Genomic DNA, 15,786 nt, shown 5'->3' on the forward strand with positions numbered 1-15,786 from the left:
GTAATGGGTATGAACAGTATTGCTGGAAGCATGGACGTTGATCCCGCAGGACAACGGGTGTTGATCGTTGAAGACGAACCTAAGCTAGGACAACTGCTGATCGACTATCTGACCGCTGGCGGCTATCAGCCCCATCTGCTGGCGGATGGAAATCAGGTATTGCCCTATGTTCATCAAACACCACCGGATTTAATTCTGCTGGACCTAATGCTGCCCGGCACCGATGGTTTAACGCTGTGCCGCGAGATCCGCCGCTTCTCTGACGTTCCGATTGTGATGGTAACGGCGAAAATTGAAGAAATAGACCGCCTGCTGGGGCTGGAAATTGGTGCCGATGACTATATCTGCAAGCCTTACAGCCCGCGAGAAGTCGTGGCGCGCGTCAAAACCATTTTGCGTCGCTGCGTGCGCCAAAATGAAACAAACGCCGAACCGGTTCTGATCATCGATGAAAACCGCTATCAAGCCAGTTTTAAAGAGCAGCTGCTAGATTTAACGCCTGCCGAATTTCGTCTCTTGAAAACATTGGCAACGCAGCCCGGCACCGTGCTATCACGCGAGCAACTGCTCAATCATCTGTACGATGATTACCGCGTCGTCACCGACCGTACCGTGGATAGCCACATTAAAAACTTACGGCGTAAATTGGAGCAGCTCGAAAACGGCGAGCCGTTTATTCGCTCGGTTTACGGCATCGGTTACCGCTGGGAAGGCGCACCGTGTAAAGTGCTGTAAAACCGTCATCATCGCTCTCGCGCCTGTCGCGGGAGCGCCCTTTCTTATCCCTCCTCCAATCCGGTAAATGCCTGCAAATATCCAGCCATTGTCTATACTTATCCTGATTTATTCAGCGTAAACGGCATCCATCTCACTCTCATTGACGCAGTTAATCACTGCAAAACTTATCCGTCATTATTCACGTTGCTAGCGCGGCTAACGCTGACGCGGCATCAAGTATGACGGGGATAGATTAAGGAGATACCCATGGCAATCGGCTACTACGAAATCAAAAAAGCGAAGAACGGACAGTTCCACTTCAATCTAAAAGCCAGCAATGGAGAGATTATTCTTTCCAGCGAAATGTATGCCAGTAAGGCATCTGCTGACAACGGTATTGCATCGGTACAGTCAAACTCCCCCGATGAAGCGCAATTTGAGATCAAAAACAGCAGCAGCGATCAGCCGTATTTCATTCTCAAAGCGAAGAATCATCAGGTGATTGGCACCAGTGAAATGTATAGCTCTGAGAGTGCAGCACGCAAAGGCGTGCAGTCGGTGGTGAAAAACGGTGCAACGACGGATATCAGAGATTTGACGCACGGATAGCCGCCCTCTTAGCGTCTATTCAGTCCTAAAATAGAATGAGTGCTCTCCCTTAACGGGGGAGCATTGATTTTTTAAGCCTATCGAATATATATCCCAAGTCAGACATTTAACTATTGAATATATATAAAACTTCTTACACCTTTCTCATTGCCTGATAAAGAATCAAGCGTAACGTTATGTTTTATCATTAGCTCTACCCATGAAACATGAGAGTACTTAATGCGTTATTAAATAAACAACTAATAAATATTCCATTTTTAATTAGCTTCATAGAAAAAGCTAACGATTACATATCTTTTAATATTTAAAATGTCTATCGCTATCCAGATAAATAATAAATAGATAGCCTCTAGAACTCTTAATAGTTGAAGGAATAATACAATGAGCATAGGACGCTTTATCGTTATGGGCGACAAAACAACATGTGGCGGTGTTGTTCTTGAAGGCGACCCTAATCAAACCATCATGGGTAAACCAACGGCATGTGAAGGGCATAAAGTCACATGTGGTAAAGATGGTAAGGTTTATGTCATCAAAGGTGGGATTAGCGGTTACTGGATTATGTCTCCGAGAGCCGCCGGAGATTTAGACAGCTATTCTACCTGTAGCTGCCGTGCTAGGCTGATACCATCAAGCTCGGCGATGACCTATGAACATGTATCATCAACGCTTGGAGCCTCGCATAGCGCTATAGAGCCAGAAGAGCCTATGCAATATGCTCAATCAGCCAAAAAAGCTAACCATTCTGAGTTTGTCCCGAAAGACCCTGAACCGCAAGTAGAGCCACAACCAGAACCTCGTCAGACGGTAGATGCAGGGTTTTGTGTTGTGGAGATCCCATCTAATCCCAAAGAGTACGGCGATGAAAAAATATTTCGTGATCCACCAGCGGGAACACGTGAGCTGTATGATTCATTAAACGGTAGCGGTCGGCTTAAAACGGGTTCAATTTTGTTGGTTGTTGATCCCCTCAAACAAGATCCGCACCAAATCGCCACGCTGCAAAAAGCAAAAGCCAGAGTTGACGCAGCACTTGCGCCACTCACAGATGAAGAAGCTGATTTCTTGTATAAATATCGAGGGCCGATTGATATCTTTACTTCGTTTGGCAACGGAACATTAGGTATGTTGTCCGAAGTTGGTAAAGCCTATTTTGTAGAGATAAATAAAACACTCATGAGAATTCAGGAAACCTATAAAAACGCATACATAACTCGTGGCGCTTTAATAGGACAACAATTTTATGCTGAACGAGAAGTGCATTTTAAGCAGTTAGATATTCTTTTAAACCGTTTTATTAAGACACAACTTAATATGCCCCAATACGAAAGTATTAAAAGAACGTTAGGTTTATCGAGCCGCTCAATCATGCATCAATGGAACCAAAGCGGCGTAAGCGGTATCGAAGGATATGCCACCTTTATTGAAAATTCAGCAAAATTAATCAAGGGGATGAAGACGCTAGGCTATATCGGTATTGCGCTAGATTTCGGCAATACCAGCAATACCGTTTATGACTCCTGTAGCGTTGGACGAAAGGATAAATGTACTAAGGCTGCATTTGTGGAGTATTCAAGATTTGCTGGGAGCACTGGTTTTGGAGCCGTAGGAGGACAGGCTGTAGGCTTCGGATCAATGTCTTTGTGTATGTGGGGGTTAGGTTTGGCTACGGCAGAAGTCGGAGGGGCTGGTGCTTTACTCTGTACTGCTGTTGGCGTAGTAGGTGGAATAGCTGGAGGAACAAAAGTGGGGCAATATGGAGGAGATATAGGGGAAACAATCGGATATAAACTATATGAAATTACATACTGACTTACCTTTTATCGTAGTTTTGCTAAGTTTCTTCATTACGCTATTAGCGGTAATTATATATGTTATATTCTCATACCTAAATGATAAAAGGTTTAAAATGGTATGTGATTTATATGAAAAAGAGGTAGGAGTGCTACCATTAGCGACCCTTCTTTTAAAGGATAGTAATACATTGTGGTTCATTTCTGGATATACTCAAAAGATGATGTTTATTGTGCTCCCATTAATTTTCAAAAAAAATTCTTTTCTTAATAGTCAGTACAGTAGCAAACACTATGATTTCATAAATAGTTTGCCAAAAGAAATTAAAATTTGGTTCTATTCAGAACAGATAATTGTAGCCATCGGGATTGTGTCCGCTTGTATATGTATGTTTGTCTATTATATATACTGGACACACAATTAATCTAATGCATATAATTAAATGATGACGATTGATAGTTCACAAAGCATGAGGCATAAATTAGAAAATAAAACGATCGTTGATTTTTGATTAATTAATTTATTATTTATATTTATGCCTGTAATCGACTTTAATGATGCATATTCAGTGTTAAATAAAAAATAATCATAATTGATAAAAATTCAATTTCGTGACTTTGTGATATAAGTCGCTTTATAAAAAACAATAATAACAAAGTCGACGCATTGCAGTACTTAATACATTTTTTATAAAAACCCATTCTAATCAAAGCCCTCAAATATACGTATATTAGCAATAGCGTTTCAGTCTAATATAAAATGAAAGCATACCTCAGCGTTTTAATAAAAACTCAAAAAGATGTTTAAGTTCACAATTTAACGAAAATAATGCTGATGTAATTATCTCTCAAACAAGGAGATATTATGAAGCAGCCAAACATTTGGTTAACTCGAATTGATAACAGATTAGTTCATGGGAAAATTCAATCAGTGCCAATCTGATTATATTGATACACAAGGAGAAAAGTTGATCAAATTCTTATGCACACCAATACGCTCTTCGGCTCTCTCTGACCTAAGCAGCTACAGGCTATCACGGGGCTAACCAAGCCATAAGATCAACCCAAATGCCCCCACATTCATTGTGCTCCCTCGCCGAACCCTCTATAATGCCCGCCTTCACTGTACCTACAGGTACAGACTGACTTGTGATCAGACCTTTAAAGAGAAATACAAACCTATGTTTACTCCGGAATTACTCTCTCCGGCCGGTACGCTGAAAAACATGCGTTATGCGTTCGCCTATGGCGCAGATGCTGTTTATGCCGGTCAACCTCGTTATAGCCTGCGTGTCCGCAACAACGAATTCAACCATGAGAATCTTGCCCTCGGCATCAACGAAGCGCATGCGCTGGGTAAAAAATTCTACGTGGTGGTGAATATCGCACCGCACAACGCCAAACTGAAAACCTTCCTACGTGACCTCAAACCGGTCATCGAAATGGGGCCGGACGCGCTGATTATGTCCGATCCAGGGTTGATTTCCATGGTGCGCGAAGCCTTCCCTGAGATGGCAATTCATCTTTCCGTACAGGCAAACGCGGTTAACTGGGCGACGGTAAAATTCTGGAAGCAAATGGGGCTAACCCGCGTGATCCTGTCGCGCGAGCTTTCTCTGGAAGAAATTGAAGAAATTCGCCAGCAGGTTCCTGATATGGAGCTTGAAATCTTTGTGCATGGCGCACTGTGCATGGCCTATTCTGGCCGCTGCCTGCTTTCCGGCTATATCAACAAGCGTGACCCTAATCAGGGTACCTGCACCAACGCCTGCCGTTGGGAATATAAAGTTCAGGAAGGCAAAGAAGATACCGTTGGCAATATCGTTCACGTTCATGAACCGATCCCTGTCACCGAAGTGCCTGCCGAGCCAACGCTGGGTATCGGCGCGCCGACCGATAAAGTCTTTATGTTAGAAGAAGCGATGCGTCCAGGTGAATACATGAGCGCATTCGAAGACGAACACGGCACCTACATCATGAACTCCAAGGACCTGCGCGCCATCCAGCACGTTGAGCGCCTGACCCAAATGGGCGTTCATTCATTGAAAATTGAAGGCCGTACTAAGTCTTTCTACTACGTCGCTCGTACCGCTCAAGTATACCGTCGCGCAATTGATGACGCCGTAGCGGGTAAACCATTCGACCCAACGTTGCTCACCACGCTGGAAGCGTTGGCGCACCGTGGCTACACCGAAGGTTTCCTACGTCGCCACGTGCATGAAGATCAGCAAAACTACGACTACGGCTATTCTGTATCCGATCGCCAGCAGTTTGTTGGTGAACTGACAGGCGCACGCCGTGATGGATATGCCGAAGTCCTCGTGAAGAATAAGTTCACCCTAGGCGACAGCGTTGAAATGATGACGCCAAAAGGCAACGTTCAGTTCACGCTTGAAGCGATGCAAAATAAGAAAGGCGAGCCAACCCAAGTTGCACCTGGAGACGGGCATATTGTCTATATCCCAGTTCCTGATGATTTGGATCTTGAATTCGCGTTATTGATGCGTAATTTGGCGGGCACTGATACGCGCAATCCGCATACCGCAGCGTAATTCGACCCACGAAACGCCAAGGCGTAGCTTATTTCTTATAAGCTGCGCTTTTTTTTATCTCTTTTTGTACTTAATATTTCGAATACAAGATTAAGATCACACTTAAACTTATCGTATATAGATATTATTGAGTCGCAAAAAGATATAACGAAAAAGCAATACTAGGAACCACCTCCTTGCCAGCCCAATCTCCCTTGGGCTGGTTTTCTTTTTTCTTCCACATTCTATAATCCCCTCGATAAACTATTTAAATCTTTTAATATTTCTATTTTCCGCTCGTCAACCTCTGGCTTGGTTAAATATTTTATCCAATAAAATCATTGCATTAGAAAGATAATTACTTTAGTGAAGTAATTTATTTTTCAGATTTTCGCTCTCAGAACTTGGCTAAATTTAAATAATAATGAAAGCAGAAAATCGCCTATTACGTTTTTAATTACGCGTTTTACTTAATTAAAGTTTATTTTATATTTAATCAATTCATTTATTCCTTTCAACTGAAACCATTCAGCGCCAGTTATTGCATTATATTTCCCGATGAGAGCGGTTTCATTAATATTCATTGATGAATGCAATTTATGTGGGTAAAACAGAATGAATATCTATGTTATAACAATGTAAGAATTGACGTTTTTACCTCTTTCAGGAGATCACACATGCACCAGTTACACTCCGCGTTAGTTATCCTAAATGGCAAAGGTGCCGGTAATCAGGACGTGCGTGAAGCGATTGACGGGTTACGCACCGCGGGAAATACCCTGCATGTTCGCGTGACGTGGGAACATGGTGATGCTAAGCGCTATGTCGCGGAAGCCGTAGAGCTCGGCGTCGAAACGATCGTGGCCGGCGGCGGCGATGGCACCATTAACGAAGTGTCTGATGCGCTGAGCCAGCACAGCGAATCCTCCCGTCCGGTATTGGCGGTATTACCGCTTGGCACAGCCAACGATTTTGCGACCGCCTGTTTAATCCCTGAAGAACCTCAGGCGGCGCTTCAACTCGCTTTGCAGGGGCGTGCGGTGGCGATCGACTTTGCCCGCATCAACGATAAACGCGTTTTTATTAATATGGCGACCGGCGGATTCGGCACCAAAATCACCACCGAAACGCCAGAGAAACTGAAATCCATTCTCGGCGGTGCCTCTTATTTCCTGCATGGGATTTTGCGTATGGATACGCTAAAGGCTGATTTTTGCCAGATTTCCGGCCCTGATTTCCATTGGGAAGGCAATGCGCTGGTGGTCGCTATCGGCAATGGCCGTCAAGCCGGTGGTGGACAGCCGTTGTGCCCCGAGGCCTTAATCAATGATGGGAAACTGGATCTGCGCGTTTTAACCTCTGATGAGTTGCTGCCCGCGCTGCTAGAAAGCCTGCTCAAAGGCGAAAGCAATAAAAACGTCATCGAAGCCTCATTGCCATGGTTAGAAATTACCTCACCTCATGAAATGACGCTCAATTTGGACGGCGAGCCCTTGAGCGCCAAGCATTTCCGCATTGAAATCGAACCTGACGCCATCAGCCTACGCCTGCCGCCAAACTGCCCGCTGATTGGTTAAATGAGCTCGCGATAAGCCCTAATCCGCTCTAATTTTCATTCTGCCCTTCCCCATTTGGGAGGGGCGCTATCTACACACCTCTCATTTTCTTCCCCATTCTTCCCCCAACTAAAACCGTGATCTCATCGGGCAAATTTCGATCATTATACTTGTATGGTAGTTATGTCAGGTTTATGTTTCCGTCATCATTAAGGTCACATTCCCAGCAGAGAAAAGTCCGCGCTAAGGAAATTCAAAAATGAAGATTGTTAAAGCTGAAGTATTTGTTACCTGTCCAGGGCGTAATTTTGTCACGCTGAAGATCACTACCGACGATGGGCTAACCGGCATCGGTGACGCAACGCTCAACGGGCGTGAACTGCCGGTGGCGTCCTATTTACAAGATCACGTTTGCCCACAGTTGATCGGACGCGACGCGCATAGGATCGAAGATATTTGGCAGTTTTTCTATAAGGGCGCTTATTGGCGTCGCGGCCCGGTCACCATGTCGGCAATTTCTGCCGTGGATATGGCGCTGTGGGACATCAAAGCCAAAGCCGCCAATATGCCGTTATATCAGCTGCTCGGCGGCGCATCTCGCGAAGGCGTCATGGTGTACTGCCACACCACCGGACACTCGCTTGATGACGTATTGGAAGATTACGCCAAACACAAAGAACTCGGTTTTAAAGCCATTCGCGTGCAGTGCGGCGTGCCGGGTATGAAAACCACCTATGGGATGTCCAAAGGTAAAGGTTTGGCCTATGAGCCTGCCACTAAAGGGAATTGGCCAGAAGAGCAGCTATGGTCAACGGAAAAATATCTCGATTTCACCCCGAAGCTATTTGCCGCCGTCCGTGACCGTTTTGGCTTTGATGAACATCTGCTGCACGACATGCATCACCGCCTAACGCCTATCGAAGCTGCGCGTTTTGGCAAGAGTATCGAAGACTATCGTCTGTTCTGGATGGAAGATCCAACCCCCGCAGAAAATCAGGAATGCTTCCGTTTGATCCGTCAGCACACCGTCACCCCTATCGCCGTGGGTGAAGCCTTCAACAGTATCTGGGACTGCAAGCAGCTGATTGAAGAGCAGCTCATTGATTATATCCGCACCACCATCACCCACGCGGGCGGCATCACCGGTATGCGCCGTATTGCCGACTTCGCCGCGTTATATCAGGTGCGTACCGGCTCTCACGGCCCATCCGATCTCTCGCCAATTTGCATGGCTGCCGCGCTGCATTTTGATTTGTGGGTGCCTAATTTTGGCGTTCAGGAATACATGGGCTATTCCGAGCAAATGCTGGAAGTGTTCCCGCACAGCTGGACCTTCGATAACGGCTACATGCATCCGGGTGACAAACCAGGACTCGGTATCGAATTCGATGAAAAACTCGCTGCTAAATATCCGTATGAGCCAGCCTATTTGCCCGTTGCGCGCCTTGAAGATGGCACGTTGTGGAATTGGTAACTAAGAGGAATTTCCAATGAAAAGCGTCGTTATTCAACAGCCAGAAAAGTTGGTCATTGAGGATCGTCCGATCCCGCAGCCACAAACGGGTGAAGTCAGAGTTCGCGTGCGTCGTGCGGGGATCTGCGGCTCAGACGTGCATATTTTCCGCGGGCATAATCCTTTCGCCAAGTATCCACGGGTTATTGGGCATGAGTTTTTCGGCATTATTGATGCCGTAGGTGAAGGCGTAGACACCAGCCGACAGGGAGAACGCGTGGTTATCGATCCCGTTGTCAGCTGCGGTCATTGTTATCCTTGCTCTATTGGGCGGCCAAATGTCTGCACCGAGTTACAGGTTATCGGTGTACATCGCGATGGGGGATTCAGTGAATATGCCTGTGCGCCTACGCGCAATGCTTATGTCGTTCCCGACAGCATTCCTGAAGCAGAAGCGACCATGATTGAGCCCTTTACCATTGCCGCGAATATTTGTGCTCAGCTCAAACCACAACCCAACGATGTGGCCTTGGTATACGGTGCGGGGCCAATGGGCTTAACCGTTATTCAGGCGTTACGCGGTGTGTATGGCGTCGCTACGATTATTGTCGCCGATCGTATTCCTGAGCGCTTGCAGATGGCACAGGCGAACGGTGCCGATCGCATCATCGACAATACCCATCTCGATTTAGCAGAAGTATTAAAGCAGGAAGGCATTCGCCCGACGCTGATCGTTGATGCCGCCTGCCACCCTTCAATTTTGCCTCAGGCTATTGCGCTGGCCTCTCCCGCCGCGCGTATTGGCATTATGGGATTCTCTTCCGAACCTTGCGTTCTTAATCAGCAAAGCATCACCAGTAAGGAAATCTCAATCTTCAGCTCACGTCTCAATAGCGCTCGTTTTCCTCAGGTTATTGAATGGATGAAGGAAAAGAAAATCCACCCAGAAAAGCTGATCACCCATAGCTTTCCACTTAAGCACGTCACCGATGCGCTCGTTCTGTTCGAACAAGATCAGAAAACCTGCTGCAAGGTGCTTTTAGATTTTAGTGAATAGGTTTTAGTAAAGAGATTTTAGCGAATAATTTTATCCAAAAAATTGGATACACGTGTGTCTGCCACAAACGGGCAGACACACACCCAACAACATAATGATAAAAGCACCACGTGGGGTAGTTATGGCTAAGAATTTACGTTGGACTATCGTGTTTCTGCTGTTTTTAGTCTACATGATCAACTATTTAGATCGTGTCGCACTGTCAATTACGTTACCGATGATCGAACAAGACTTATCACTCAATGCTGAGCAGTTCGGCATTATCTTTGGCAGTTTTTTCTTTGGGTACGCCGTATTCAATTTCATCGGTGGTCTTGCCGTCGATAAATTTGGTCCGCTATTAGTGCTCGGCGTTGCGGTAGGGCTTTGGTCAATTTTTTGTGGTTTCACCGCGTTGGCCTCCGGTTTTTATTCAATGCTGATCCTGCGCGTCTTGTTCGGTATGGCTGAAGGCCCTATTTGCTCCTCGGCCAACAAAATGATTAACGGCTGGTTTCCACGTAAGCAGGCGGCAACCGCCATGGGCTTGCTAAGCGCCGGTTCTCCGCTGGGCGGCGCAGTTGCCGGTCCTATCGTGGGATATTTAGCATTAGCTTTCGGTTGGCGTCCTGCGTTTATGATTATCTGCGCCATCGGTATTGTCTGGATGCTGATCTGGTTTTTTGTGGCTTCGGATTCGCCGGAGAAAAGCCGTCACGTCAGTCAGGAAGAACGTACGCTGATCGCTCAGCAAAAAAGCGAAGAGCTGAACGCGGATAACAACCAGCAACCGGGCCATTCGCTGATGTTTTACATGAAGCAGCCGATCATTCTGGCCACCGCGTTTGCTTTCTTTTGCTACAACTACATCCTGTTTTTCTTTCTCAGCTGGTTTCCGTCCTATCTGGTTCAGGCTCACGGCCTGAATATCAAAGAGATGAGTATCACCACGGTTATTCCTTGGATCGTTGGTTTTATTGGCTTGGCATTGGGCGGCATTATCTCTGACTGGATATTCCGCCTCACCGGCAAACTGCTGCTGTCGCGTAAAATCGTGCTGGTCGTATGTCTATTAGCCGCAGCAATCTGCGTTGCGTTGGCGGGTACAGTGAGTCAGGTGATTCCTGCGGTGATCCTGATGTCGGTGTCTATTTTCTTCCTCTACGTTACCGGTTCGATTTACTGGGCAATCATTCAAGACGTGGTGCACAAATCACGTATCGGCGGTGCCAGCGGCTTTATCCATCTGGTGGGTAGCGTGTCAGGAATTATCGGGCCCATCGTGACCGGATTTATTGTGCAAAACACCGGTAAATTCGACAGCGCCTTTATCTTAGCAGGCTGTGTGGCAGCGCTAGGCGCGCTTCTGGTGTTCTTTGTTATCCGTCCGGCAGCCTCAACGCCCGCGGTAATGAACCACGTTTAATCTTTGGTGAAAATACGACCGTTTGATACTCGTCAGACTTAATGGACATATTGATGAAAAACGACTTACTCCAAGCGAACGCTATCGTTCCTAGTTATTCTCGTGAACAGTTGAAAACCCGCATCGTGCATCTCGGTTTTGGGGCTTTTCACCGCGCTCATCAGGCCGTTTATGCCGACCAATTAGCCGCCGATCACCACAGTGACTGGGGCTATGGCGAAGTGAATCTGATCGGCGGTGAGCAGCAAATCCGCGATTTACGCCACCAGCAAAATCTCTTCAGCGTGGCAGAAATGTCGGAGCAAAGCTGGCAGTGCCGTGTTGTGGGAGTTGTTCGAGAGGCGTTGCATGTTCAGCTTGATGGATTAGACCGGGTAATGGACATGCTCTGCCAGCCGGACGTGGCGATTGTTTCCCTAACCATTACCGAAAAGGGCTATTGTCACCATCCCGCAAGCGGCATGCTCAACCTTGAGCATCCGTTAATTGCACACGATATTAAATATCCACAGCAACCCACGTCGGCAGCGGGCGTTATCGTTGCAGCGCTAGCAAAACGACGCGATCTGGGCTTACCCGCATTCACCGTGATGTCATGTGACAACATGCCAGAGAATGGACATGTTACCCACAACGTTGTCTGCGGGCTGGCGGCGGCGCAGTCGCCAGAATTAGCTGAGTGGATTGAGCAAAACGTCACGTTTCCTTCCACCATGGTCGATCGCATCGTTCCTGCCGTCACCGCTGAAACGCTTGATCAAATCGCTCTTCAACTTGGCTTACGCGATCCCGCGGGCGTCGCCTGCGAACCCTTTAGGCAATGGGTTATTGAAGACAATTTTGTCGCCGGTTGCCCAGCATGGGAACGAGTTGGTGCAGAGCTGGTCAGCAACGTGTTGCCTTATGAAGAGATGAAGCTGCGTATGCTGAATGGCAGCCATTCATTTTTAGCCTATCTAGGCTATCTGGCGGGGTATGCGCATATTAATGATTGCATGCAGGACGAAAACTATCGCCACGCTGCACGGAGGCTGATGCTGAATGAACAAGCGCCCACGCTCAGCGTTCCCAACGTGGATTTGCAGGCATACGCCGATTCGCTCATCGCCCGTTATTCAAACACGGCGCTCAAGCACCGCACGTGGCAAATTGCGATGGACGGCAGCCAAAAACTGCCTCAGCGAATGCTCGACTCTGTACGCTGGCATCTCTCACACGGTTCCCGCTTTGATCTTCTCGCGTTAGGTATTGCAGGCTGGATGCGCTACGTCGGCGGCATTGATGAACGCGGGCAGCCCATTGAAATTAGCGATCCCCTGCTGGCTGATATTCAGCGCAGCGTACAAAGCTCCGCGGAAGGACAGGAAAGGGTATCGGCACTGCTTTCTCTCGAGGCCATATTTGGTGCTGATTTGCCTCAGAATCCTGAATTTGTGCGGGCGGTAAACACCGCATATGCCTTGCTATTAGCACGGGGAGCAAAAGATAGCGTTGCCCACACGCTGAAATCAACGGTCTGTTAATTTACTGGCCCGCACCCGCGGGCCGTTCTTAAAAGCATTTACCTCACCCATCGCCATGATTGCAAGATTTAGGCAAACTTATGCCTGAATGCTGTTAAAATGCAGGCACTTTTACAAAAACTCAACGATCCCATACGCATGCCGATGTCTACACCTCAGCAGAACTACGACCTAAATGGCACTGTTCCAGTGAATCAGCAAATCTACCGCTATCTGCGTAAAGACATTGTTGAATGCACCATTCCTCCCGGTACGCTGCTTTCAGAGAAAGAGATCTCGACACGGTTTAACGTTTCACGCCAGCCGGTGCGCGAAGCGTTTATCAAACTGGCGGAAAACGGATTAGTACAGATCCTGCCGCAGCGCGGGACCTTTGTGCAGAAAATATCGGTTAAGCGCGTCGCTGACGGACGTTTTATTCGCAGCGCTATCGAATGCAGCATTGCACGACGCGCCGCAGAGCTGGCAACACCAAGCCAATTGCTGCTGCTAGAGCACAGTATTAGCCGTCAAAAACTGGCCGCACAGCATCAGCAAACCAGCGAGTTCTTAGCCTTAGACGATCAATTCCATCAGCTACTGACCGACATAGCTGACTGCCCTTTGGCGTGGGAAACCATTGAGAACATCAAGGCGACGATGGACCGAGTGCGTTTTCTCACCTTAAGTAAAGTTTCACCACCGGAAAGCCTGATCAGCCAGCACGAAAAAATCTATCAGGCGATCGCCAACGGTGACGCCGACGCCGCAGAAGAGGCCGTGCTGGCGCATCTACAGCAGATGATTCACACCATCACGCCGATTGAACAGCAAAACAAAGACTGGTTCGAATAGCGTTTAAGCGCGGCTGTCCTTTCAGGCTGACAGCGACAAGGCTCACTTTTTCTCCCATCACCTAGAGCTGGTTCAATAAAGCATGTATTGTACCGGCTGGCTGTAAGCAAACCGCTAATATCTTGTTAAGTAATTTCACTCATTGCTCAAGGTCATTTGCCTGAGCCAAGACGGGAGTTCACCATGACTGATATCGCTAAGTTGTTAGGTAAAGAAGCCGATTCACTGCTCCAACATCGCTGTACCACCCTACCCGCTGAACAGTTTTATCTTCCCGGAGCGGACTTCGTTGACCGCGTCATGATCGACAATAACCGCTCTCCGCGCGTGCTGACCGCCATGCAGAATCTGTACAATACCGGCCGTTTAGCTGGAACAGGCTATTTGTCGATTCTGCCAGTCGATCAGGGCGTTGAACATTCAGCCGGAGCCTCTTTCGCGGCAAACCCACTCTATTTCGATCCCAAAAACATCGTTGAACTGGCGCTTGAAGCAGGATGTAACTGCGTAGCTTCAACCTACGGCGTACTGGCATCCGTATCGCGCCGCTATGCTCATAAAATTCCATTCTTAGTTAAGCTTAACCATAACGAAACCCTGAGCTATCCGACTCAATATGACCAAACGCTGTATGCCAGTGTTGAGCAGGCTTTCAATATGGGCGCTCAGGCCGTGGGTGCCACGATTTACTTCGGATCTATTGAGTCACGCCGCCAGATAGAAGAGATTTCTGCCGCCTTTGAGCGTGCGCATGAGCTGGGCATGGTCACCGTACTGTGGGCCTATCTGCGTAATCCAGCGTTCAAAAAAGATGGCGTTGATTATCACGCCAGCGCTGATTTAACCGGACAGGCCAACCATCTGGCCGCCACGATTGGCGCTGATATCGTGAAGCAAAAGATGGCCGAGAATAATGGCGGGTACAAAGCGGTTAACTTTGGTTATACCGATGAACGCGTCTATAGCAAACTCACCACCGATAATCCGATTGATTTGGTTCGCTACCAGCTCGCTAACTGCTACATGGGCCGCGCAGGCCTCATTAACTCCGGTGGTGCGGCTGGTGAAAACGATATGTCTGAGTCTGTACGCACCGCGGTTATTAATAAAAGAGCCGGCGGCATGGGCTTAATCTTAGGCCGTAAAGCCTTCAAGAAATCCATGAAAGACGGCGTTGCATTAATCAACGCCGTGCAGGATGTTTATTTAGATAAGCACGTGACTATTGCTTAATCGGTATCGCCTGACGGGCTTTTCCTAAGCCCGTCACTCTTCTTCTCTAACTTCATGTTTTAACGATTCAGGGATCTCTTTCTTTAAACGATCCAACATGGCAGAAAATACCGGGTTATGCGCCGACGAACGGTTATAAATCATATAAATTCTTACCTGCGGCATAACAAAGTCGGTTTTCAACACTTGGACATTAAAACTGTTTTTGAAGCGATTCAATAAGCCCGCAGGGATCACACCAACGGTATCCGTATTTTCCAATACGCTCATGATCGTGAGCATTGAGTTACTGGTAAATACGACGTTTCTATTACCTAGCGCTTCATTAATTTTTATTTTCCCCGCCACAACCTCAGGATCATCAATGTTAATCGCGGTAAATTTTTCATGCTCAGCCAATTCTTGCGTAAGCACTCCTTTTAAGCGCGGATGATCTTTACGGCAAACAAATAAAACCTCAGTGTCAGCGCAGGGTATACATATGGTCGAAAAACTGGTGTACGGGCTGGTACTGAAAATGATATCCGCCTTGCGAAAACTCAGTAACTCTTCCGTTTTCAACGATTCGGTATAGCCACTGTAATGAATGATTTCGTAGTCAACGCCGTCATCTTGTAAACCTTGCAGCACCGCTGGCAGCAATGCCATCCCCATAAACGGTGGGGAGTAAACGACAAACTTCTTTTTCAAGTCATTATCGGATGAAACGCTAACCACGCGGCCAAGCTGCTCCATGCTTTGCGTCAGTTGTTCATGCAAGTTAATCGCCACAGTGGTGGCTGAAATGCCCTTCCCTTCACGAATAAATAGCGGATCGTTAAAATGATTACGTAATTTTTGCAAAGACTGGCTGACCGCGGAAGGCGTCATTCCCATGGATGTGGCAGCCAAACTCACACTCGAATGGGCATATACCATTTCAAAAACAGTCAGTAAATTTAGGTCAAAGATTTTTATCTTTCCCAAAGAGTTGCGTTCGGTATATCCGCTCATAGATAGTGCGCTCATGTTTATATAAAAAATATATGAAACAATATCGATTAATAATTACAATAAATCCATAAACTGCCACTAC

General features: G+C 47.2%; 12 protein-coding genes. 11 read left to right on the forward strand and 1 reads right to left on the reverse strand.

Annotated features, from left to right (window positions below; translation table 11 throughout):
* Positions 1-30 precede the first annotated feature (30 nt).
* The 11 genes from baeR (at position 31) to fbaB (ending at position 14,711) form a co-directional block, all read left to right on the forward strand.
* Positions 31-735 (forward strand): envelope stress response regulator BaeR, encoded by a 705-nt coding sequence (gene baeR, locus DSM2777_RS19260; protein ID WP_174521886.1) that lies wholly within the window; start codon positions 31-33, stop codon positions 733-735.
* A 249-nt stretch (positions 736-984) separates the two neighbouring features.
* On the forward strand, positions 985-1,326 hold the full coding sequence (locus tag DSM2777_RS19265; RefSeq protein WP_040047225.1) for a YegP family protein: 342 nt from the start codon (positions 985-987) through the stop codon (positions 1,324-1,326).
* A gap of 381 nt (positions 1,327-1,707) precedes the next feature.
* On the forward strand, positions 1,708-3,138 hold the full coding sequence (locus DSM2777_RS19270) for a PAAR domain-containing protein (protein WP_061554899.1): 1,431 nt from the start codon (positions 1,708-1,710) through the stop codon (positions 3,136-3,138).
* A 1,162-nt stretch (positions 3,139-4,300) separates the two neighbouring features.
* Positions 4,301-5,671, forward strand: a complete 1,371-nt coding sequence (gene trhP, locus DSM2777_RS19280; RefSeq protein ID WP_025799825.1) for a prephenate-dependent tRNA uridine(34) hydroxylase TrhP — start codon at positions 4,301-4,303, stop codon at positions 5,669-5,671.
* A 656-nt stretch (positions 5,672-6,327) separates the two neighbouring features.
* Positions 6,328-7,227 carry a lipid kinase YegS gene (gene yegS, locus DSM2777_RS19285; RefSeq protein WP_046457200.1) on the forward strand — a complete coding sequence of 300 codons (900 nt, stop codon included), beginning with the start codon at positions 6,328-6,330 and terminating at the stop codon, positions 7,225-7,227.
* 238 nt (positions 7,228-7,465) lie between these two features.
* A complete protein-coding gene (gene rspA / locus DSM2777_RS19290) occupies positions 7,466-8,680 on the forward strand; it encodes a starvation-sensing protein RspA (RefSeq protein WP_061554901.1) in 1,215 nt (404 codons plus the stop codon).
* 16 nt (positions 8,681-8,696) lie between these two features.
* Entirely contained in the window at positions 8,697-9,716 is a 1,020-nt protein-coding gene (locus DSM2777_RS19295) for a Zn-dependent oxidoreductase (RefSeq protein ID WP_061554902.1), read from the forward strand.
* A 121-nt stretch (positions 9,717-9,837) separates the two neighbouring features.
* Positions 9,838-11,121, forward strand: a complete 1,284-nt coding sequence (locus DSM2777_RS19300; protein ID WP_061554903.1) for an MFS transporter — start codon at positions 9,838-9,840, stop codon at positions 11,119-11,121.
* A 53-nt stretch (positions 11,122-11,174) separates the two neighbouring features.
* Entirely contained in the window at positions 11,175-12,644 is a 1,470-nt protein-coding gene (locus tag DSM2777_RS19305; RefSeq protein ID WP_061554904.1) for a mannitol dehydrogenase family protein, read from the forward strand.
* A gap of 144 nt (positions 12,645-12,788) precedes the next feature.
* Entirely contained in the window at positions 12,789-13,478 is a 690-nt protein-coding gene (locus DSM2777_RS19310) for a GntR family transcriptional regulator (RefSeq protein WP_122974893.1), read from the forward strand.
* Positions 13,479-13,661: 183 nt separating this feature from the next.
* Positions 13,662-14,711, forward strand: a complete 1,050-nt coding sequence (gene fbaB / locus DSM2777_RS19315; RefSeq protein WP_046457205.1) for a class I fructose-bisphosphate aldolase — start codon at positions 13,662-13,664, stop codon at positions 14,709-14,711.
* Positions 14,712-14,744: 33 nt separating this feature from the next.
* Here the strand turns inward: fbaB and DSM2777_RS19320 are convergent, their stop codons facing one another.
* Complete coding sequence (locus DSM2777_RS19320) at positions 14,745-15,704, reverse strand: LysR substrate-binding domain-containing protein (RefSeq protein WP_061554905.1); 960 nt, start codon at positions 15,702-15,704, stop codon at positions 14,745-14,747.
* Positions 15,705-15,786 lie beyond the last annotated feature (82 nt).

This window comes from Obesumbacterium proteus, from assembly GCF_001586165.1.
In the GTDB taxonomy this organism is placed as follows: Bacteria; Pseudomonadota; Gammaproteobacteria; order Enterobacterales; family Enterobacteriaceae; genus Hafnia; species Hafnia protea.